Genomic DNA, 20,754 nt, shown 5'->3' with positions numbered 1-20,754 from the left:
CGGACGAGCCTGCCAAGAGATCAGATCCGGGAATTCGGTCTCGAGCGCGCGGCCTTCGCTTTTGGCGCGCGCCAGTAGCTGCGGCAGATGGTGATAGCTCTGCGGTCCGACCACGACGTGGGGCTCTTCTGAGAATTGCGAGATTCCCCGATGCGCAAGGGCGCATCTGAGGTCTGGTCCTTCGGACCATCCAGGAATGACAGCAGGGTTCAATCCCCATTCCCCCATAAATCGAACAGTTCTGGCGGCGGGACCTCCACCCACTCGTTACCTAAATTAATGCGGTAGGGCGTGCCGGGGGATGCGGACAGGCGCCACAGCTTTGGGTCGACCGGGCGACCGTTGGCGCGCACCCATCGCGCGATCGGCTCCATCGCCGCCGCCTGCTTGGCGGGCGCCAGGGTAAATCCGCCAAGCATCACGAAGCGCAATTTCTTGTCGGAAGCGAGCCGTTCGAGCTCCGCGGGCGTGACGATCGGGTCGTCGCCGAGATACCCGCCCATCGCCATCACAGGCTGGCCGGTGGAAATGATGAGCGGAGCGGCGACGTTAGCATTGGGAACCGCGACGAGAAGGTTCGCGGCCTCCCGATTGGCGATCAGATAGCCCACGAGCTTCTGGCGGGCCGCTTCCAGCCGTGACGTTCTCACCGCCGTCCGCTCGGTATCGGACGGCGCAAGCAATGCGGTCATGCTGGCGACCGGTGCGGCAACGTTCGGACGCCGCAGAACGAGGCTCGCGGCGGTCAGGATCGGTGCTGTGAGCAATGCGCCGATCGACGCGACCGCGAGCAGCTTTGCCAAACCGTTGTTCTGGCGCGGAAGTGCATAAAGCAGAGCGCCGCAGATCGTCGCCGTAACAATCGATGTGAGCCAGGTGCGACTGAGCCAGTCGGACCCGAACGTCGTGGACTGCGCGATGCAGAGATAGGCCTGCCAGGCGGCGGTGGCCGTAACGATCAGCGGAAAATATATCCGCTTGCCTTCCTTCCATCTCGACCACAGTCCGGCAGCGGCGATGCCGGAGAAGACCGCGACTGGCGGACCCAACACGGCCACGTAATAGGTGTGGATCAGTCCTCCGGCGAAGCTGAGCACGATCCAGTACAGCGCAAGCCAGCCGGTCCATAGACCAGCGCTGATGCGGCGTGATGCCGGCGCGCCCGCTCTCCACCCATCCGACCAGGCGAGCACGAGGCCGAAAAGCGAGAGCGGCAGCAGCCAGGCGAATTGTGCCGCGGCCCGCGGCCGGAACAGGCGGAGTGGGCCGGTCGGCGAATCGTCGGTCAGGACGGGCTGGCGGACTTCCGTGCCTGTCGGCGCGGCTGCGTCAGGGACGGCGGCTTGATCGGCGGCGGGCGTGGACCCGATGAAACGCGCCGCGCCATTATGCACCAGGGCAAGCTCCAGCATGGAATTATGCCGGGTGCTTCCCGCATAGGGCCGGTCGCGAGCCGGCGTGAGGTCGAACAAGATCGCCCATGACAGCGAGACGACAATGAGGACGACACCGGCGATCACCTGCCGCTGGACGTGCCACGCAACGGGCGCGGCCGTGCGGGAAAGGCTGAACGTCAGGGCGACGACGGGCGCAAGCACCAGCGCCGCTCCCATTTTGACGTTGAAGCCGACGCCGATCGTCGCCATCGCGGCGCAGAATAGCGTAAGCCGGCCGCTCTCGGCGGCCCGCATCGCGAGCCACGCCGCTGCTAGCAACACCAGGATGAGGCAGCTCTCGGTATTGTTGGAGCGGTCCACCGCAACATTGACCGGGCTGAGCGCGAGCGCCAGCGCGGCCACAGTGCCTGCCGTCCGGCCCCAGACCTTCTGCACGAGCACGTAGAGGAGGGCGATCGCGGCCAATCCCGCCATCACCTGGGCGAGCAGGATCGAAAGTGCGCCAAAGCCGAGCAGCTTGGCGCTGGCGACCTGCAACCAGATCGCCACCGGCGGCTTGTCGACGGAGACAAAGCCCGCCGGGTCGAACGAGTTGAAGAAGAAATTATGCCAGCTATCGAGCTGGCTGCGCACGGCCGCGGCGTAATACTGCCGGCCGAACTCGTTCTGCGAAAGCTGCCAGGTGCGTGCCAGCGCGGCTAGCGCCACGATGAGCGTGAGCGGCACGGCCCGCTTCAACATCTGGCTGTCGGGCGATTTCAGAATGCGCCGCTCCCCTTGCGCAAGGCTGGCCTGAAATTATCACCTGCGGATTCCGCGGCCAGTTAACTCGCGGCAAGGTATCGTGTCCCGGGCGCGGTGCAGTCTAGGCGGTGCGCAGCATCGTCCGGAAGCGGTGCTCCGCAGAGCCGGGACCCATCGCTGCAGCAGCCTGTGGGCCCCGGATCAGCAGCGCACCACGCCGCAAGGGCGGCGCGCTGCGCAGCATCCGGGGAACGAGAGCGCGAAGGTGGGCTTCGAATGTTATTCTGTAGCGCGACCGAGGCGCACAATCAGCTCAGGCAGTTGCCGCATATCGTCGAAGATCACGGCCGCCCCGGCGCCGTATAGTCTCTTGCCATAACCTTCCCGGCAATGGCTGCCGCCGTGGAAGCCGAGTACGGGCATGTTAGCCGCGACTGCGGCGGCGATGCCGGCGACGCTGTCCTCGATCACGAGGCAGCGCACGGGCGCGACATTCATCTGCTTGGCCGCGAACAGAAACAGATCAGGCGCCGGCTTGCCATTATCGACCTGCGAGGCCGAAAAGATATTCGGCGCAAACCGGCCATAGAGCCTGGTTCGGCCGAGGCTGATCTGCATGCGTTGATGCGACCCGCTGGATGCGACGCAGACCGGCTGGGTGATGGCATCGAGCGCTTCGTGGATGTGCGGCACGGCTTCGAGGTCGGCCTCGAACGTCCGGTACAACGTGTCCTGTAGCTGCAGATGAAAATCATCCGGCAGCGGGCGGCCGAGTTCCGCCTCGACTTCCGAGTTGGCCTGCTTCGTCGAGCGGCCGAGGAAGCGATGAAACACCTGCTCCGACGTGATCGGATAGCCGTGACGCGTCAGGGTCTCTGCATGCGCGCGGCATGAAATGACCTCGCTGTCGACCAGCACGCCGTCGCAGTCGAAGATGATGAGGTCGAAATTCACGAAAAATGATTCACGAGACTTAAGTTTTGTCTTCGTCGAGCGGCACGCAATACAATTCCAGCCGGTGATCGACCAGCTTGTAGCCGAGCTTGCGGGCGATTTCGGCCTGCAGCTTTTCGATTTCTTCCGAGGTGAACTCGATCACCTTGCCGTCGCGCAGATTGATCAGATGATCGTGATGGCTGTCGGGCATCTGCTCGTAGCGCGCGCGGCCCTCGCGGAAATCGTGCCGCTCGATGATGCCGGCGTCCTCAGCTTGACGGTGCGGTAGACCGTCGAGATCGAAATCTTGTCGTCGACTGCGACACAGCGCCGGTAGAGTTCCTCGACGTCAGGATGGTCGACCGATTCCGCGAGCACGCGCGCGATCACGCGGCGCTGCTCGGTCATGCGCATGCCGGTGGCGGCGCAGCGCGCCTCGATGCCGGTATTCTTTTGCGCTGACGGGGATTTCAATGCGGACATGGTCTCAAACGCCTCGGGGAAGGTCGGGGTGTTTTGCCACCCCGCGCATCTTACGACAAGTCGCGCCGCATCAGAAGTGCGTTCAATTGCTCCCCGCCGGGTTGCTGATAATAACGTTCCCGGCGGCCGATGACCTCAAATCCGGCCCATTCATAAAGTCGCCGCGCCGGCTGATTGTTTTCCTCGACCTCGAGGAACACCTTGCGCACGCCGCGGCCGGCGAGATGACCAAGATGTGTCAGCAGCAGGTTGCGCGACAGGCCGCGACCGCGCTGCGCCGCGTCGATGGCGATCGACAGCAGCTCGGCCTCATCGGCGCCGATGCGCGACACCGCAAAGCCGATGATCGTGCGCCCTAGTCTCAGCCGGTGAACGAGCGTGTTGCGCTCGGTCAGCATCACCTCGAATTCGCCTTCGCCCCAGCCGCGGTGAAACGATGCGCCGTGCAGTTGCGCCAGGCGCGCTGCGTCGCGCTGGCCGGCCGGTTCGATCACCGCCGTGCCGCCGCCCCACCAGCCGGAGAACCAATTCATCATGATGCGGATGGTGGCAATGCGCCGGCCAATGCATCCTTCGGCGGCTTGGCATCGGGCGCGCGTAGATAATAAGGCCGTGCCGGCGAGCTCTCCGGATTGACGGCAGCGCCGAGCCACGCCACCCAGGCGATGTCGGGTGCGGCCTGCTGGTCGACCTTGAACGGCGGCGCATCGGCCGCCCAGCGCTCGGCCAAAATCTTCGCGGCGTTGCCGACCAGATGCGGGGTGCCGAAGCGCGCCGCCTCGAGCGCCTCGGCGATCGGTGCCACTTTCGGCTTGACCAGCGAACGGCCATCGCCGCCGAGCGCCTGAAAATAGACGTGATCATGCCGCGCATCGATCGCCGATATCACGGGATGTTCGCTGTCCTCGCTGACGATGGGGGCGGCAAATGCAGTCAAGGTCGTTACGCCGACGACCGGCTTGCCGGCGGCAAGCGCGATGCCGCGGGCGGCGGAAAGGCCGACGCGCAGCCCGGTGAAGCTGCCGGGACCGGTCGTCGCGGCCACGCGGTCGAGCGCGGCAAAGGCGACGCCGGATGCCTTCATCACGCGAGCGATCAGCGGCATCAAAGCTTCGGCGTGGCCGCGCTTCATCGCTTGAGACTCTTTTGCGATGACGCCGCCCGCGGTGTCGAGCACGGCGGCGGCGCAGGCATCGAGCGCCGTATCGATGGAGAGGATCAGCATGGGGAGAGATATAGCAGACACGTGGTCGCAGCGTCATGTGCTGCGCTGCGCGTTCGCCGCAGTCATTCCGGGGCGATGCGCAGCATCGAACCCGGAATCTCGAGATTCCGGGTCTGGTCCTTCGGACCATCCCGGAATGACGGATGCGGAATTACATCGGCCGGACTTCCACCACATCAGGCACGAAGTGCCGCAGCAGATTCTGGATGCCATGCTGCAGCGTCGCGGTCGAGGATGGGCAACCCGAGCAGGCGCCCTTCATGTTGAGATAGACGACGCCGTCCTTGAAGCCGCGGAAGGTGATGTCGCCGCCGTCATTGGCGACCGCAGGGCGCACCCGCGTCTCGATCAGGTCCTTGATGGTCGCAACCGTCTCGGCGTCCTGCTCGTTGAAGAACTCGCCGTCCTCGTCGGAGGCATCGTCGCCTGCAGCGCTGCCATCGGCGAGCAGCGGTGCGCCGGACATATAGTGCTCCATGATGGCGCCGAGGATCGCGGGCTTGAGGTGCTGCCAGTCGCCGTCTTTCTTGGTCACGGTGACGAAATCATAGCCGTAAAACACACTCGAAACGCCGGATACGGCGAACAGACGTTCGGCCAGCGGCGAGCGGGCGGCGGCCTCAAGGCTGGTAAATTCCATCGTGCCGCTGTCGAGCACGGTGCGGCCCGGAATGAATTTCAGCGTGGCGGGATTGGGCGTGGCTTCGGTCTGAATGAACATCTGTTTTCTCCGGCGTCGCCGGTTCAAGGCCGGCGCGTGGGGTCTGCATAGCAGATGGCGACGGGCGGCGCACGATCAAGAGGCGCAAACCAGCAATTCTGTAATGGCATCAAGCCTTAAGACAGCCCGTCGATGTCCGAATCGCTGAGATCCCCCGGCACGATGACGACCGGGATCGGGAACGAGCCGGCGGCCTGGGCCATCATGCTGATCAGCGGGCCTGGGCCTTCGGGGCCGGGATTGGCGGCCAGCACCAGCATGGAAATGTCGACGTCCTTGTCGATCACGTCCAGGATCTGGGCGGTCGGCTCGCCCTCGCGAATCACCCGCTCCGGGGTGATCGCGGCGATGCCATTGGCGCGCCCCGAGGCGCGGTCGAGCGCCTCGTTGGCGGCTTCCTCGGCCTCGGCGCGCATGATGTCGGCGACCCCCAGCCACTGCTGGTTCTGGTCTTCGATCGCGATGATGCGCAGCATCACCACGCCGCCGCCGACGCGCACCGCCCAGCGGCTGGCGTAATACACCGCGCGGTCCCATTCCGCGGTGTCGTCAACAATGACAAGGCATTTTGGCTTGTGACCCGTCTCGTAGCTTCGTCGCTGGGTGGTCATGCATGTCCCGGTGCTGCGCCAAACCGCCGCATGCTGCCACGGCGTTGATACGTTCGACAAGCGCTGTCGATGAAGCAGGCTGTCCTAACTTGAACGATCCCAGGGGATCGGTACGGGAGCCTTCGCAAGTGCGGTCGTTGCTTCGTCGGCGAGGCCGACGGCAATGATGTGGCGGTATTCGAAACGGCAGCTCGGTTCCAAGCCAAAACTGCTCGTTTTTGGAAATCGAGTGAGGCTCGTTCTCGAGCATCCCGACATAGCCGTCCGGCGTGCGCTCTCGAACGATCACCCACATCCGCTCCGTGGCGCCGTACGCGTCACCCTCAACGGCAATCCTGAAGATCAGTTTGGCAACATCGCCCGGCTGGAGACGCTGTCTCAACGCGAGGTCCGGAATCAAGAAGGTCGCCGGGGCTTTGCGATGGCGTTCCTCGCCGTCTTCAAAGCACCAGCCGTCCCTTTGGAAGTCGGGCGCTCTCATCGAAGGCCCGCTACCGCTTCCGGATGAAACCGACAATATCCATGGTCTTGCGCATGGTTTCATCCGCCAGCACCCGGGCGCGATCGGCGCCGTCGACCAGAATGCTGTCGACATGGCCGGGGTCGGCGACCAGCCGCTTCATCTCCGAAGCAATCGGCGCGAGCTTGGCGACGCAAAGTTCCACCAGCGCGCTCTTGAAGCTGGAGAACTGGCCGCCGCCGAATTCCCTCAGCACGTCAGCCTTGCTCTTGTCCGACAGCGCCGCATAGATGCCGACGAGGTTGTCGGCCTCGGGGCGGTTCTCCAGGCCCTTTTCCTCCGACGGCAGCGGTTCCGGATCGGTCTTGGCCTTGCGGATCTTCTGCGCGATCAGGTCCGCATCGTCGGTCAGGTTGATCCGCGAATTATCCGAAGCATCCGACTTCGACATCTTCTTGGTGCCGTCGCGCAGGCTCATCACCCGCGTCGCCGGTCCCGTGATGAAGGGTTCGGGCAGCGGGAAGAACGCGCCGTCGTTGAAACCGTGGCCGCGGATCGAATCGCCAAAGTCGTTGTTGAACTTTTGCGCGATGTCGCGCGAGAGCTCCAGATGCTGCTTCTGGTCTTCGCCGACGGGCACATGGGTGGCGCGATAGAGCAAAATGTCCGCCGCCATCAGCACCGGATAATCATAGAGCCCGACGGAGGCGTTCTCGCGGTCCTTGCCGGCCTTCTCCTTGAACTGCGTCATGCGGCTGAGCCAGCCGACCCGCGCCACGCAATTAAAGATCCAGGCGAGCTCGGCATGGCCGGCGACCTGGCTCTGGTTGAACACGATGTGCTTCTTCGGATCGATGCCGGCGGCGATGAAGGCCGCGGTGACCTCGCGGGTGTTGCGCGCCAGCTCCGCCGGGCCGCCCCAGACGTCGACGCCTTGCGTGATCGCGTGCATGTCGACGACGCAATAGATGCAGTTATGGGTCTGCTGCATCTTCACGAAGTTGACGATCGCGCCGAGATAATTGCCGAGATGCAGATTACCGGTCGGCTGCACGCCGGAGAAAACCCGTTCAACAAAGGCCATTGGTCAGCTTCCTGCGGGTGGCTGTTTCGCGCCGTCGTTTGCCACGCGGGAGGTAGCAGCGCAAGCCGTTAGGGCCCGGTTCGCGCCCCTCATGGTGAGGAGCGCGGAACGCGCGTCTCCGGACGATGCTTCGCATCGCCGGGCGAACCATGAGGCCACAGACGGGCCTTCATCCTTCGAGACGCCCGCTTGTCGCGGGCTCCTCAGGATGAGGGGACGGAGCGGTCCCGGCGCCGCAAGGCGCTAACGGCCTCACGCCAGCCGGTGACGCCGAAAAGCTGTAGAAACAGGCCGTAGGCCGCAATTCCCGCTGCGATCACGGCAAGCAGCAGGACGGCCTGCACGAGGCCGTGCGCGCTCATGGCGAGGGCCGGCAGCGACCGTGTCAAAAGCCAGAGAACCGCGCCCATCGCGAGTGCCGAGAGCACGATGCGCGGCAGCCGCCGGCGGGCATCCGTATCGATCGAGAACCCAAATGTCTCCGCGCAGCAGTGGATCAGGCGGAGCGCCATGCTCCAGGCGCCGAGCGCGATCGCCGCGGCAATGCCGTCCGCGCCATACCAACGCCCGAGCAGGAACGCCGCCGCGACCGCGAGGACCACGCCAAGCAGCGCGGCGAGGAGCGGCGTCATCGTATCCTCGCGCGCGAAGAACGCCGGCGACAGCGCCTTCACCAGCACATGCGCCGGCAGCGCCAGCGCCAGCCACATCAGCGCGCGGGCGGTGGCGCGCGTATCATCAACGGTGAAGGCGCCGTGCTCGAACAGCAGCCGCACGATCGGCTCGGCCAGCACCATCAGCCCGAGGGTTGCCGGCAGCGCGAGGCCGACGGCAAGCTCGAGGGCGCGCGATTCCGCATGCGCGACAGTCGCGCGATCATCCGCCCGTACCGCGCGCGATAATTCCGGGATCAGGACCGTACCCATGGCGACGCCGACGATACCGAGCGGCAGCTCGACCAGTCGACCAGCGAAATACAGCCACGACACCGCCGATGGCGAGGACGATGCGATGATCGCGCCCGCGACCATCAGGAGCTGCGGCGCGCTTGACGCCATCATGCCCGGCGCGGCCTTAGCCAGGAAGCCGCGGATCTCTTTGTCGAAGGAAATGCGCAGCGGCGACGCCAGCGCCTCGCCCCGGCGCAGCACCAGCACGGAGAGCTGCAACAGCCCGGCAATGCCGACGGTGGCGGCAATCACTTGCGCCGCGCGCGCCGCATCGGGTTTTGCCGCAAGCAGCACGGCCATCACAGCGATCAGCGCGATGTTGAACAAGAGCGGCGAGAACGCCGTCAGCGCAAAACGTCCCTGCGCGTTGAGGAGCGCCATCATGACCGTCACCGGCCCCGCGAAGGCAAGGTACGGCAGCATCAGCCGCGCATTATCCGTAGCAAGCTGCAAGGTCTCGCGCCCGACAAAACCCGGCGCCAGCACGGCGATGACAAGCGGCATCACGAGCGCGAGCAGGGCGGTCGCCACGATCAGGAGGCAGGCGATGCTGCCGAGCACGCGCCCGGCAAACGCCGCCGCCTCTGCCGCGCCGCCGCGCTCGCGCACGCGCAGCCACGCCGGCACCAGCGCCGCATTCAGCCCGCCCTCGGTGAGCAGCCGCCTGACAACATTGACAAGCTGAAACGCCGCCAAAAACGCATCCGCCACCGCGCCCGCGCCAAGCAGCGCCGCCAGCACGGAATCCCGCGCAAAGCCCAACAGCCGCGACGCCAGCGTTCCCGTGGATACCGTGAGAAAGGAGCGGATCATCGAGGCGCTGTATAGCAGCGAGAAGCAAACAAACACCACCGCCCCGCGCACTGCCGCCTCTTCCCCCTCTCTCCGCCCTTTCGCGGGGAGAGGGTCGGGGTGAGGGGCTCTCTCCGCGAATACGGCTGTAGATGAGTGCGCGGAGACTCCCCCTCACCCGGACTTCAAACTGGCGCTTGAATTCCGACCTCTCCCCGCAGGCGGGGCGAGGTTGGGACCTTCCCTTGCTGCCGCGAACCCGATCTGCTAGCCCGAGCCAAACGCAACCATCGCACACAGGCCGCACGAATGACATCCGCAAAATACGACGTTCTCGGAATCGGCAACGCGATCTTCGACGTGCTGGTGCAGACCGACGAGGGCTTTCTTATCAGACACGGCATGACCAAGGGCGGCATGGCGCTGATCGACGAGGCGCGGGCGGCGGCGATCTACAGGGATATGGGCCCGGCGACCGAGATGAGCGGCGGCTCCGGCGCCAACACCATTGTCGGCGTCGCCGGCTTCGGCGCGCGCGCCGCCTTCATCGGCAAGGTCAAGAACGACCAGATCGGCGGCCTCTACACCCACGATATCAGAGCTGCCGGGGTCGCCTATGAGACCAAGGCGGCGGAAAGCGGCCCCGCCACGGGCTGCTCCTACATCCTGGTGACGCCGGACGGCGAGCGCACCATGAACACCTATCTCGGCGCCGCGCAGGATTTGAACCCGTCTGATATCGATGAGGCGCAGATCGCGGCATCCCGCATCGTCTATCTCGAAGGCTATCTCTGGGACCCCAAGAACGCCAAGGAAGCCTTCGTCAAGGCCGCTTCAATCGCGCACCAGGCCGGCCGCCAGGTGGCGCTGACGCTGTCGGATTCCTTCTGCGTCGATCGTTACCGCGACGAGTTCTTGGACCTGATGCGCAAGGGCACCGTAGACCTCGTCTTCGCAAACGAGGCCGAGCTGCACGCGCTGTACCAGACCTCCGATTTCGACGGCGCGCTGAAGCAGCTCCGCGCAGATGCAAAACTCGGCGTCGTCACCCGCAGCGAAAAAGGCTGCGTGGTAGCGAGCAAAGACGGCATCACCCCAGCCCCTGCCTTCCCGATCCAGAAGCTGGTCGACACGACAGGCGCCGGCGACCTCTTCGCCGCCGGCTTCCTGTTCGGCCTGGTGCGGGATGCAAGCTATGAGATGTGCGGGCGCTTGGGCGCGCTGGCCGCGGCGGAAGTGATCCAGCACATCGGAGCAAGGCCACAGGTGTCGCTGAAAGAGCTGGCGGGGCAGAACGGGCTGGGAGTGTAGGGCCGGAAAGGGACGCGAGCTCTCTCCGCCGTCATGCGCCAGCGTGAGAAGAAGCTTGTGCTTGATACGCGTGGTGGGAGACATGCCGAAGGATCTGACCCGACCACTTTGCGGAGCTTTGTCTCGCGATTATCCGAACGATCAGCGTGATCTCTTGCGCCGTGTTCGTTTCCGGCTGAGCCGTTTGCCGTTTGCGGCCACCTTCCTTCTGTACTGCTCAACAATCTTGTCTCCAGAGGCACCAGCCATCAGGCTTGTACCGGCCTTCGCTGCCGCAAGCATTTTTTCGCTCACCATGAGTTGAGCTTCACGTTGGGCCGCTTTTCCGCCGCGCATCAACTTCGCGATCCGCAGTCCGATCACGCGATTGCTTTCGAGCATCAGCATCATCCAGTTCCGCATGCTGCGATGAATGACCATGGCGTGCACGATGTCCTATCCAAGCCGCGTGGCCATCACGGCAGCACAACTGCCCCACGTTCCTGCGCCGCCCAACCAACGTGCGTTTCTGAACTTAAGAGTTAATTCACTTGGCGCAAGGGAACACCCGTCCGGATTATAGACGGCGCGCGCCTCGCATTGAAAGATCAGACCGCCGCTGGGGGCCAAACGGAGATTCCCGATGGGTGTGGCAGGCTGGCGCTTCGCGCAGGTGAAGAGAACTCTCCGTATACGGGCGACCCTTGTCAGCCTGCTCGAAGAGTTGCCTTTTATCTGCCCGGTCGTTGTAGCAGTCGGCTCAACGGTCATGATTGTCATCAAGCTCTGCAAGGATCTGCCGCAGTGAGGCAGTTTCAGCCGCCCGGAAGCGCGCTGATGTGCCAAGCCGTTGTGTTCCGAGCGGCATCAAATGTAGCTGAAATAGCGCGAGTGAATCAGCTAGAGAGGCGGATCCCGATCCGCCATTTCAGACGACATCCAGCCGCGAGGCTACTTTGCAGGAGGGTGTTTTCGATAATTTGATCTGATGTTGCGACGGCTCCGAGACTCGATGGGCGTGAGGAGCGGCCGTGGCATCTTGTTGCGCCGCATATGCTGAAGGATGGATTGCTTTCCGCCTTCGCTTGTTGAGCTACGATGGACGAGCCGTCGGTTGCGCTCCTCAATGAAGGCGTTGAGCGGTCATGATCGAACAGAGAAGCCGCGGCGTACTGGATGCCCCGCATACGCGTGGCATGACGGCTGTGGGTGGGGTGAGTGCGTGTGACACGACAAGCGCCGCCCTCACTTCTCCTCACGCTGTCTTCGCCGCCTTCAATCCCAGCTTCGCCTCCACTGCTTCCCGCATCAGAAACTTCTGGATCTTCCCCGTCACCGTCATGGGGAATTCGTCGACGAATTCGACGTAGCGCGGGATCTTGTTGTGGGCGATCTGGCCTTGGCAGAAGGCGCGGACGTCCTCAGCAGTGAGGGTTTCGCCGGGGCGGGTGCGGATCCAGGCGCAGAGCTCTTCGCCATAGCGCTCGTCGGCGACGCCGAAGATCTGCACGTCCTGGATTTTTGGATGGCGATAGAGGAATTCCTCGATCTCCCTGGGATAGAGGTTCTCGCCGCCGCGGATCACCATGTCCTTGATGCGGCCGACGATGTTGCAATAGCCCTCGGCGTCGATCACGGCGAGGTCGCCGGTGTGCATCCACCCCTGAGCGTCGAGCACGTCGGCGGTCTTTTCCGTCTCATCCCAATAGCCCAGCATGACGCTGTAGCCGCGGGTGCAGAGTTCGCCCCGCTCGCCGCGCGGCACAACGCGTCCCTGGAGGTCGACGACCTTGACCTCGACATGCGGATGGATGCGGCCCACGGTCGAGACGCGCCGTTCGAGGGGATCATCGGTCGAACTCTGAAAGCTGACCGGCGACGTCTCGGTCATACCATAGGCGATGGTCACCTCGCCCATGTTCATCTCGCTGTTGACGCGCTTCATCACCTCGATCGGGCAGGGCGCGCCCGCCATGATGCCGGTGCGCAGCGATTTCAGGTCGAAGCGCGAGAACTCGGGATGATCGATCTCGGCGATGAACATGGTCGGCACGCCGTAGAGCGCGGTGCATTTCTCCTTCTCGATGGTCTGCAGCGTCGCCAGCGGATCAAAGCCCTCGCCGGGATAGACCATGGTGGCGCCGAGCGTAACGGCGGCGAGGTTGCCCATCACCATCCCAAAACAGTGGTAGAGCGGCACCGGAATGCAGATGCGGTCCACTTCCGTCAGGCGCATCGCGCGGCCGACGAAATAGCCGTTGTTGAGGATGTTGTGATGGGTCAGCGTGACGCCCTTTGGCGAGCCGGTCGTGCCGCTGGTGAATTGAATATTCACCGCATCGTCGAACTGCAGCGTCGCCGCCAGCGCGGCAAGCTGCTCCCGATGCCGCGCGCCGCCCATTTGCGCCACGTCGTCGAACGCGATGGTGCCGGGACATTTCGGCCCGCCGATCTGGATCACCGCGCGCAGATGCGGCAGTCGTACCGATTTCAATTCGCCGGCTTGCGAGGTTGCCAGCTCCGGCAGCAGCGTGTTCAGCATCTCCATGTAGTTGGAGGTCTTGAAGGCGGTGGCGGTGACGATCGCCGCGCAGCCGACTTTTGCGAGAGCGAATTCGAGTTCGCTTAGGCGATAGGCCGGATTGATGGTGACGAGGATGAGCCCGGCCTTCGCGGCCGCGAATTGCGTCAGTGTCCATTCGGGGCGGTTGAGCGACCACACCCCGATGCGCGCACCGCGTTCGAGGCCGAGCGCGAGAAAGCCCGCGGCCAACCCGTCGACGCGTTCAGCGAATTCCTTCCACGTCCAGCGGACGCCATGGCTCGGCGATACCAGCGCTTCCCGATCGCCCCAGCGTGCGGCGGCCTGATCGAGGCAGCGCCCGATGGTTTCGCCGAGCAGCGGCGCGTCGGATGTTCCGCAGACATAGCTGTTGATGGTGTCGGTCAAATCATGCCTCCCAGCATTGAGGGCAGGTCGCCGACGGGCGTCGGGGGACCGTCCTGGAATAATATCATAATGATATCATATGGATAGGTCTGATTGCGGCACGCTTTGCGGCGAGGATTTGCCATGTGGCTGCGCCTTTGACGCTTCGCGCCGGGCTACTGTGCATGGGGTTGTTTTCGATGTTTTAGTTTGAGGAGGCAGCAGCCCTGCCGTTGAGTGGCGTCGAGACGGCCGTGATCAAGCCGAGATGCCGCGGCGTACTGGGTGCCCCGCCGGAGCCTGTCATCGGGCTCGCCGGAGGCGAGACCCGGTGGCGGGGCATGACAGGTTGGGCTGAGGCGAGGGCAGGCGACACGCGCACGCGTCGCCGCCCTCCTCATCCTTACGCCGCCTTCTGGCCGCTACCTGCATCCAGCCCGGCATAGACCCCGCGCTCGAAGCCTGCGAAGGCCTCCAGGCACTTGCCATCCGCGAACGGCAGCAGCTGCATCAGGATCACGCCGGTGACGTCGCGGGCCGGGTCGATCCAGAAATAGGTGTTGCCGAGGCCGGCCCAGAACAGCGAGCCGGCGCTGCGGCCCTCCGCCGTCTTGGCCGTGTTGATCATGAAGGAGAGGCCCCACTTCTTGACGATGTCGGGGAACAGGTCGACGTCGTTGGTATAGATCGGCGTCACCGTCGTCATCTTGCCCATCGAGAGCTCGCCGATGTGGTTCTGGCTCATCAGCGCCACTGTCTCGGCTTTGAGCACCTGGTTGCCGTTGCCGCGGCCCTGGTTCAGGATCATCTGGGTGAACTTGATGTAGTCGGCCGCCGTGCCGTAAAGGCCGCCGCCGCCCATGTGGAATTCCGGCGCCTGTTCGAGCTCGAACGGGATCGGCGCCAGCACGCCGCCTTCGCCGCGCGCATGCATGCCGACGAGGCGCTGGCGCATGCTGTCGCTGATCTTGAACGCGGTGTCGTTCATGCCGAGCGGCGCGAAGATGTTATCGCGCAAATACGCATCGAGCTTCTGGCCGCTTGCGGCTTCCACCGCCTTGCCGACGAAGTCGATGTTGATGCCATATTCCCAGCGCGTGCCGGGATCGGTCATCATCGGCAATGTCAGCGAGGCGTTCTGGCAGGTGGTGATCGCCGGCGTGCCGGTCTTCTCCAGATATTGCGCGCAGTCGCCGTTCCACATGTGATAGGCGAAGCCGGCCGTGTGCGTCATCAGATGGCGCAGCGTGATCGGCTTTGTCGCGGGCCGCAGTATTGGCGCGCCGCTGGCGTCAAAGCCTTCCAGCACCTGCCGGTCCGCCAGATCCGGCAGCAGCCTGCCGATCGGCTCGTCGAGCGAGAGCTTGCCCTGCTCGACCAGCTGCATGCCGGCCGCGGTCGTGATCGCCTTGGTCATCGAGGCGATCCAGAACACGCTGTCGGCGGTCATGTCGTCGTCCTTGGCAAGGTCGCGCTTGCCGAACGCGCCCTGGTAGATGATGTCGCTCGCGGTCGCCGCCACCGCGACCACGCCGGGGATCTCCTTCGCCTCGCACTTTTGCCGCAGAACCTGATCGATCTCAGCTTTGCTTTGCATGGTCTCCTCCCGCTTTGATTTTTATGGAAGTGGAACGATCTTCCTCCCGGCGGCCTTATCCGGCAAGCGCGCGTCGCGCTCGGGCGCTCGTGTCGCGATCTCGTGATGGGTAATCGGGTGGGCGAGCTTTGTTGGGGTGATCCGAAACAAAACTGCAACACCTTGCTGCTTTCAGCGGTTGGGAAAAGGCAACGCCGGTGACCGGATTCACCATCCACGATAACGTGATGGCGCCAGCGATTCCCTTCGCCGATCTTTTCCAGTAAGGCGTTCAAATTCCAGCACAAACGTAGTGCGTTGGCTGGCTCAAATTAATCAAAATGGTTGTCTCTTCCGCTTGTGCAAAGGTGCGCAATGATTTCGACTTGGAGTGAATGGAAGCGCTACCCCCGCGCGGGGCGTGGCGAAAATATCGAAGCCCCGATCTCGCCCGGCATTTTCGAGGTGCGCTACGCCGGCACCGGCGCGCTGCACTCGTTCGAGGCCGTCGACAATGTCGCCCAGGCGCTGGCGCTGTTGCCGGTCGGTTCCAAATCCTGGTTCGGTCGCCGCGATACGGCGAAATTGCCCGATCTCGAATACCGCACCTGCGCCACCTCCACCAAAGCCGACGCCAAAGCCGCCGCCCAGCGCATGATCGGAAGGCGCGAGACGTATATGAGCGGCGCGGCGTAAGGATGTCCCGTCATTCCGGGGCGCCCGAAGGGCGAACCCGGAATCTCGAGATTCCGGGTCTGGTGCTTACGCACCATCCCGGAATGACGGAGCTCCCCATCGCCCTCAACATAGCTTGAAGCAGGGCTGCATCCGCCGCCGATGCATTACCGCCCATCCAGGCCTATACTCCCGCCCAACCCCAAGAAACCTCCAGGGAGCACGCCATGAACCCACCCGTCGCCGCTCGCGCCCAATCCGCCCAGCCATCGCTGCACGACCGCCTGAAGGACCCCACGCTGCTGCGCGACCGCTGCTACATCGACGGCGCCTGGGTCGGCACGCCGTCGCGCCCGGTCACCAATCCCGTCAACGGCGTCGAGCTCGCCAAGGTGCCGGCCTTCAGCACGGCAGAAGCCACGCAGGCCGTCGAGGCTGCCGAGCGTGCGTTCCCGTCCTGGGCCAAGCAGACGGCAAAACAGCGCTCCAACATCCTGCGAAAATGGTTCGAGCTGATCGCCGCCAATCGCGAGGATCTTGCGCTGATCCTGACCTCCGAACAAGGCAAGCCGCTCGCGGAAGCGCTCGGCGAGGTCGATATCGGCGGCGCCTATGTCGAATTTTTTGCCGAGGAAGCCCGCCGCGTCTATGGCGAGACCATCCCGACCCAGCGTCCGGATGCGCGCCTGCTCGCGATCAAGCAGCCGATCGGCGTCTGCGGCGCGATCACACCGTGGAATTTCCCGTGCTCGATGATCACGCGAAAAGTCTCGCCGGCGCTTGCCGCCGGCTGCACCGTCGTGCTCAAGCCCGCCAATGAGACGCCGTTGACCGCGCTGGCGCTGGTCGCGCTGGCGGAAAAGGCCGGCGTGCCGAAGGGCGTGTTCAATATCCTGACCGGCAATTCATCCGCGATCGGCAAGGTGCTGTGCGAGCATCCGGCCGTGCGCTTCGTCGGCTTCACCGGCTCGACGGAAGTCGGCAAGATCCTCTACCAGCAGGCTTCGGTAGGCGTGAAGAAGCTCGGCCTCGAGCTCGGCGGCAACGCGCCGTTCGTGGTGTTCGACGATGCCGATATCGATGCGGCGGTGGAAGGCGCCATCGTCTCGAAATATCGCAACATGGGCCAGACCTGCGTCTGCGCCAACCGCCTCTACGCCCAGGACAAGATCTACGACGAGTTCGTCGAGAAGCTGTCCAAGAAGGTCGCGGCGATGAAGATCGGCGACGGCACGGAGCAGGGCGTAGTGCAGGGCCCATTGATCAACATGGATGCGGTGCTCAAGGTCGAAAAACATATCGATAACGCGGTGAAGGGCGGCGCCAAGATCGTCACCGGCGGCAAGCGCCACGCACTTGGCGGCAGCTTCTTCGAGCCGACGGTGCTGTCGAATGTCAAGCCCGACGCGCTGGTCGCGCATGAGGAAACGTTCGGACCTTTGGCGCCGGTGTTCCGCTTCAAGGATGAGGCGGATGTCGTCGCGATGTGCAACAACTCGCCGTTCGGACTCGCTTCTTACTTTTACTCCCGCGATCTCGGCCGTGTCTGGCGCGTCGCCGAAGCGCTGGAATCGGGCATGGTAGGCGTCAACACCGGGCTCATCACCACCGAAGTCGCGCCGTTCGGCGGCGTGAAGGAGAGTGGCCTCGGCCGCGAAGGCTCGCATCACGGCATGGAGGAATATGTCGAGATCAAATATGTGATGATGGCGGGGGTTTAGCAGTCACACTCCCTCGTCCTCCCGGACAAGCGAGGCGCGATCCGGGACCCATAACCACAGGCTTCTGTCGCTGAGCAAGGCTGGAGCCACATCATCTGCAACAACAGACGTCGGTGGCTGTGGGTCCCTGCGTTCGCGGGGGATGACATCTCATTTCAATCGCTGGCGTCACTGGCGAACGCGCCATGACGTCCGATGCCGGAGGCGAAGCGCGTCGCGCCCGACAGCGTTTCGCCCGAGGCGATGACGGCAAGGCCGCCGCGCATCTCGTTGTCGATCGCCTCTTCCTCCGAAAGGTCCCACTGCCGCAGCGCCGACAGCCGATCGGCGCGCAGGCATTTTTGCGGAAACGCCGCGATCTCCCGCGCCAGCGTGATCGCATGCGCCACCGCCTCGCCGCGGCCGACGACGCGGTTGGCGAGGCCCATGCGCAGCGCCTCCTGTGCGCCGACCGGACGTCCGGTGAGGATCAGGTCGATCGCCTGCGAATGGCCGATCAACCGCGGCAGGCGGATGGTGCCGAGATCGATCAAGGGCACGCCGAAGCGGCGGCAGAAGATGCCGAAGGTCGCATCCTCAGCGACGACGCGCATATCGGCCCACAGCGCCAGCTCCATGCCGCCGGCTACCGCAAAGCCCTCGACCGCCGCGATCACCGGCTTCGACAGCCGCAGCCGGCTCGGCCCCATCGGCGCGATCGAATCGTGCCCGCCGAGCTCGCGCTTCTTGTTGGGATCGCCCGCCGCCACGGCTTTGAGATCGGCGCCGGCGCAGAAATAGCCGCCGGTACCGGTGAACACCGCAACGGATGCGTTCTCGTCGGCATCGAAGGCGAGGAAAGCGTCATACAATTTGCGCGCAGTCGCGCCGTCGACGGCGTTACGGCAATGCGGGCGGTTGATGGACACGATGGTGATGGGGCCGTCGCGTTCGACGAGGACGGAGTTTTCTTCGGACATGTAGCGCTCCATCGCATTTTTCTGGGAGGGAGCTTCGCACCGAACAAGGCCATAAGGCAATCCTGTATCCGCGTCATTGCGAGCGGAGCCTGCCATCGGCGGGGATTTGTAGGATGGGTAGAGCGAAGCGAAACCCATCATCTCTCGGCGCGCGGATTGATGGGTTTCGCTGCGCTCTACCCATCCTACGCGACTAGATCTGCAACTCATCCCCGGTCACGCGCTGGTACGCTTCGAGATAGCGCTTGCTGGTCGCATCCACCACGCTGGCGGGCAGCGGCGGGGGCGGCGCATCGCCGTTCCAGCGGCCGGCCTTTCGCTCGGCGTCGAGATAGTCGCGCAGCGGCTGCTTGTCGAAGGAGGGCTGCGGTCGGCCGGGCTTGTAGACGTCGGCGGCCCAGAAGCGCGAACTATCCGGCGTCATCACCTCGTCGATCAGGATGATGCGGCCGTCGGCGGCGCGGCCGAATTCGAACTTGGTGTCGGCGATGATGATGCCGTGATGACGGGCGATCCGCTCGCCGAAATTATAGACCGTGCGCGCCATGCTCTCGAGCTTCCCGGCGATGTCATTGCCGACGATCTCGCGCACCCGCGCGACCGTGATGTTCTCGTCATGCCCGGTCTCGGCCTTGGTCGCCGGGCTGAAGATCGGCGCATCCAGCTTCTCGCTCTCGACGAGGCCCGGCTTGAGTTCTTCGCCAGCGAGGGTGCCGGACGTGGCATATTCCTTCCAGGCCGAGCCGGAGATATAGCCGCGGATCACGCATTCCACCGGGAAGACGGTGGTGCGCTTGCACAGCATCGCGCGCCCCAGAATATCGGCGCGATGATCTTTCAGGGCCGGCACCTTGCGGATGATCTCGTCGGCGTCGGCGCTGATCATGTGGTGTGGCACCACACCCTCGAGCTGGCGGAACCACCACGCGCTGATCTGCGTCAGCACTGCGCCTTTCATCGGGATGGTCTCGGCCATGACAACGTCGAACGCGCTGATGCGGTCGGTGGTGAGCAGCAGCACGCAGTCGCTGCCGACGGCATAGATATCGCGCACCTTGCCGCGGTCGATCCGGGGCAGAGGCAAATCGCTGGCGAGCATCGCGTTCATCGGGGCAAGCTTTCGGTCAGGCACCCCCGCGCTGGCGCGAAGGCGAAAATTGGAAAGCGGAGCAATAGCTCACTCCGGCAGCGGAATGAACTCATGTTCTTGCGGAACGGCGGCAAACCGGCCGGTTTTCCAGTCCTGTTTGGCCTGCTCGATCCGCTCCTTGCTGGAGGAGACGAAATTCCACCAGATGTGCCGCGGCCCTTCCAGCGCGTCGCCGCCCAAAAACATCATCCGCGTCGGCCGCACGGCCTTTAGGGTGATGCGGTCGCCGGGCCGGAAGATCAACAGGCGCGGGCTCTCGTAACGCTCGCCCGTGATCTCGACCTCGCCGTCGACCAGATAGATCGCGCGCTCCTCATGGTCGGGGTCGAGCGGCACGCTGGTCCCGGCCTGCGCGGTCACCTCGGTGTAGAACCAGGGCGAGACCATGCTGACCGGCGATTTCACGCCAAACCCGTTCCCTGCGATGATGCGTGCGGTGAAGCCGCTCTCCTTCACGGTCGGCAGCGCCTCGGCGGCGTAGTGCTGGAACGACGGCGCGATTTCCTCCGATCCCGCCGGCAGTGCGATCCAGCTCTGCAGGCCCAGCATCTTCTGGCCGTCGCGGCGCTGCACGTCGGGCGTGCGTTCGGAATGCGCGATGCCGCGCCCCGCCGTCATCAGGTTCATCGCGCCGGGCTGGATCTCCTGGATGTTGCCCTCGCTGTCGCGGTGCATGATCGAGCCGTCGAACAGATAGGTGACGGTGGCGAGCCCGATATGCGGATGCGGCCGCACGTCCATGCCCTTGCCGGCCATGAACTGCACCGGGCCGAAATGATCGAAAAAGATGAAGGGCCCGACCATTTGCCGCTTGCCATGCGGCAGCGCGCGCCGCACCGCAAAGCCGTCGCCGAGGTCGCGGGTGCGCGGCACGATGATGAGGTCGAGCGCATCGCAGGTTCTGGGATCGCCGAGCACGGGATCGTTGGAAGGTTGCCAGCTCATGGGGGCTCCTTGAAGTTTTGTGCGATCATAGCAGGAATCGCGATCATGGGTGAAAGCTTCTCTGCGTCATTGCGAGCGCAGCGAAGCAATCCATTTCTCGGCTTGG

18 protein-coding genes and 1 pseudogene are annotated in these 20,754 nt (G+C 64.3%); 4 read left to right on the top strand and 15 right to left on the bottom strand.

Annotated features, from left to right (window positions below):
• Nucleotides 1-209 precede the first annotated feature (209 nt).
• The 9 genes and pseudogenes from QA643_RS00165 to murJ all read right to left on the bottom strand — a co-directional run bounded on the left by QA643_RS00165 (nucleotide 210) and on the right by murJ (nucleotide 9,424).
• Complete coding sequence (locus QA643_RS00165; protein WP_283031212.1) at nucleotides 210-2,123, bottom strand: glycosyltransferase family 39 protein; 1,914 nt, start codon at nucleotides 2,121-2,123, stop codon at nucleotides 210-212.
• A gap of 297 nt (nucleotides 2,124-2,420) precedes the next feature.
• On the bottom strand, nucleotides 2,421-3,095 hold the full coding sequence (locus QA643_RS00160) for an HAD family hydrolase (RefSeq protein ID WP_283031211.1): 675 nt from the start codon (nucleotides 3,093-3,095) through the stop codon (nucleotides 2,421-2,423).
• A gap of 19 nt (nucleotides 3,096-3,114) precedes the next feature.
• A pseudogene (locus QA643_RS00155) lies at nucleotides 3,115-3,560 on the bottom strand (Fur family transcriptional regulator).
• A gap of 50 nt (nucleotides 3,561-3,610) precedes the next feature.
• Nucleotides 3,611-4,093, bottom strand: coding sequence for a ribosomal protein S18-alanine N-acetyltransferase (gene rimI, locus QA643_RS00150; protein WP_283035070.1), 483 nt, complete (start codon nucleotides 4,091-4,093; stop codon nucleotides 3,611-3,613).
• Nucleotides 4,093-4,785: a tRNA (adenosine(37)-N6)-threonylcarbamoyltransferase complex dimerization subunit type 1 TsaB gene (gene tsaB / locus QA643_RS00145; protein WP_283031210.1), complete on the bottom strand. Its 693-nt coding sequence runs from the start codon at nucleotides 4,783-4,785 to the stop codon at nucleotides 4,093-4,095. The genes rimI and tsaB overlap by 1 nt, the downstream gene beginning before the upstream one ends.
• A gap of 151 nt (nucleotides 4,786-4,936) precedes the next feature.
• Nucleotides 4,937-5,506 (bottom strand): NifU family protein, encoded by a 570-nt coding sequence (locus tag QA643_RS00140; RefSeq protein WP_283031209.1) that lies wholly within the window; start codon nucleotides 5,504-5,506, stop codon nucleotides 4,937-4,939.
• Nucleotides 5,507-5,622: 116 nt separating this feature from the next.
• On the bottom strand, nucleotides 5,623-6,117 hold the full coding sequence (locus QA643_RS00135; protein ID WP_283031208.1) for a universal stress protein: 495 nt from the start codon (nucleotides 6,115-6,117) through the stop codon (nucleotides 5,623-5,625).
• Nucleotides 6,118-6,608: 491 nt separating this feature from the next.
• The gene (trpS, locus tag QA643_RS00130) at nucleotides 6,609-7,661 is read right to left on the bottom strand and encodes a tryptophan--tRNA ligase (RefSeq protein WP_283031207.1); all 1,053 of its coding nucleotides are present in this window, start codon (nucleotides 7,659-7,661) and stop codon (nucleotides 6,609-6,611) included.
• 203 nt (nucleotides 7,662-7,864) lie between these two features.
• Nucleotides 7,865-9,424: a murein biosynthesis integral membrane protein MurJ gene (gene murJ, locus QA643_RS00125; protein WP_283035069.1), complete on the bottom strand. Its 1,560-nt coding sequence runs from the start codon at nucleotides 9,422-9,424 to the stop codon at nucleotides 7,865-7,867.
• Nucleotides 9,425-9,712: 288 nt separating this feature from the next.
• Between murJ and QA643_RS00120 the strand changes: the two genes are divergently transcribed.
• Complete coding sequence (locus QA643_RS00120; RefSeq protein WP_283031206.1) at nucleotides 9,713-10,714, top strand: adenosine kinase; 1,002 nt, start codon at nucleotides 9,713-9,715, stop codon at nucleotides 10,712-10,714.
• A gap of 141 nt (nucleotides 10,715-10,855) precedes the next feature.
• On the opposite strand, the gene QA643_RS00115 is transcribed toward QA643_RS00120, so the two are convergent.
• Nucleotides 10,856-11,116: a hypothetical protein gene (locus QA643_RS00115; RefSeq protein WP_283035068.1), complete on the bottom strand. Its 261-nt coding sequence runs from the start codon at nucleotides 11,114-11,116 to the stop codon at nucleotides 10,856-10,858.
• Between the two features lie 220 nt (nucleotides 11,117-11,336).
• Between QA643_RS00115 and QA643_RS00110 the strand changes: the two genes are divergently transcribed.
• Nucleotides 11,337-11,501, top strand: coding sequence for a hypothetical protein (locus QA643_RS00110; protein WP_283031205.1), 165 nt, complete (start codon nucleotides 11,337-11,339; stop codon nucleotides 11,499-11,501).
• Nucleotides 11,502-11,948: 447 nt separating this feature from the next.
• Here the strand turns inward: QA643_RS00110 and QA643_RS00105 are convergent, their stop codons facing one another.
• Together QA643_RS00105 and QA643_RS00100 are read right to left on the bottom strand one after the other, a co-directional pair.
• On the bottom strand, nucleotides 11,949-13,643 hold the full coding sequence (locus QA643_RS00105) for an AMP-binding protein (protein ID WP_283031204.1): 1,695 nt from the start codon (nucleotides 13,641-13,643) through the stop codon (nucleotides 11,949-11,951).
• A 382-nt stretch (nucleotides 13,644-14,025) separates the two neighbouring features.
• Complete coding sequence (locus QA643_RS00100) at nucleotides 14,026-15,219, bottom strand: serine hydrolase domain-containing protein (RefSeq protein ID WP_283031203.1); 1,194 nt, start codon at nucleotides 15,217-15,219, stop codon at nucleotides 14,026-14,028.
• A gap of 354 nt (nucleotides 15,220-15,573) precedes the next feature.
• Here QA643_RS00100 and QA643_RS00095 point away from each other — a divergent pair, with 354 nt between their 5' ends.
• Together QA643_RS00095 and QA643_RS00090 are read left to right on the top strand one after the other, a co-directional pair.
• Nucleotides 15,574-15,894, top strand: coding sequence for a hypothetical protein (locus tag QA643_RS00095; protein WP_283031202.1), 321 nt, complete (start codon nucleotides 15,574-15,576; stop codon nucleotides 15,892-15,894).
• Nucleotides 15,895-16,100: 206 nt separating this feature from the next.
• On the top strand, nucleotides 16,101-17,594 hold the full coding sequence (locus QA643_RS00090) for an NAD-dependent succinate-semialdehyde dehydrogenase (RefSeq protein WP_283031201.1): 1,494 nt from the start codon (nucleotides 16,101-16,103) through the stop codon (nucleotides 17,592-17,594).
• A 155-nt stretch (nucleotides 17,595-17,749) separates the two neighbouring features.
• Here the strand turns inward: QA643_RS00090 and QA643_RS00085 are convergent, their stop codons facing one another.
• From QA643_RS00085 to QA643_RS00075, 3 genes are all read right to left on the bottom strand, one after another.
• Nucleotides 17,750-18,553, bottom strand: coding sequence for a crotonase/enoyl-CoA hydratase family protein (locus tag QA643_RS00085; protein ID WP_283031200.1), 804 nt, complete (start codon nucleotides 18,551-18,553; stop codon nucleotides 17,750-17,752).
• A 193-nt stretch (nucleotides 18,554-18,746) separates the two neighbouring features.
• Nucleotides 18,747-19,661 carry a phosphoribosylaminoimidazolesuccinocarboxamide synthase gene (locus QA643_RS00080; RefSeq protein WP_283031199.1) on the bottom strand — a complete coding sequence of 305 codons (915 nt, stop codon included), beginning with the start codon at nucleotides 19,659-19,661 and terminating at the stop codon, nucleotides 18,747-18,749.
• A gap of 69 nt (nucleotides 19,662-19,730) precedes the next feature.
• Nucleotides 19,731-20,648 (bottom strand): pirin family protein, encoded by a 918-nt coding sequence (locus QA643_RS00075; protein ID WP_283031198.1) that lies wholly within the window; start codon nucleotides 20,646-20,648, stop codon nucleotides 19,731-19,733.
• Nucleotides 20,649-20,754 lie beyond the last annotated feature (106 nt).

It is taken from the genome of Bradyrhizobium sp. CB3481 (assembly GCF_029714305.1).
Classification (GTDB): Bacteria; Pseudomonadota; Alphaproteobacteria; order Rhizobiales; family Xanthobacteraceae; genus Bradyrhizobium.
This window is presented reverse-complemented; position numbering and strand designations above follow the sequence as displayed.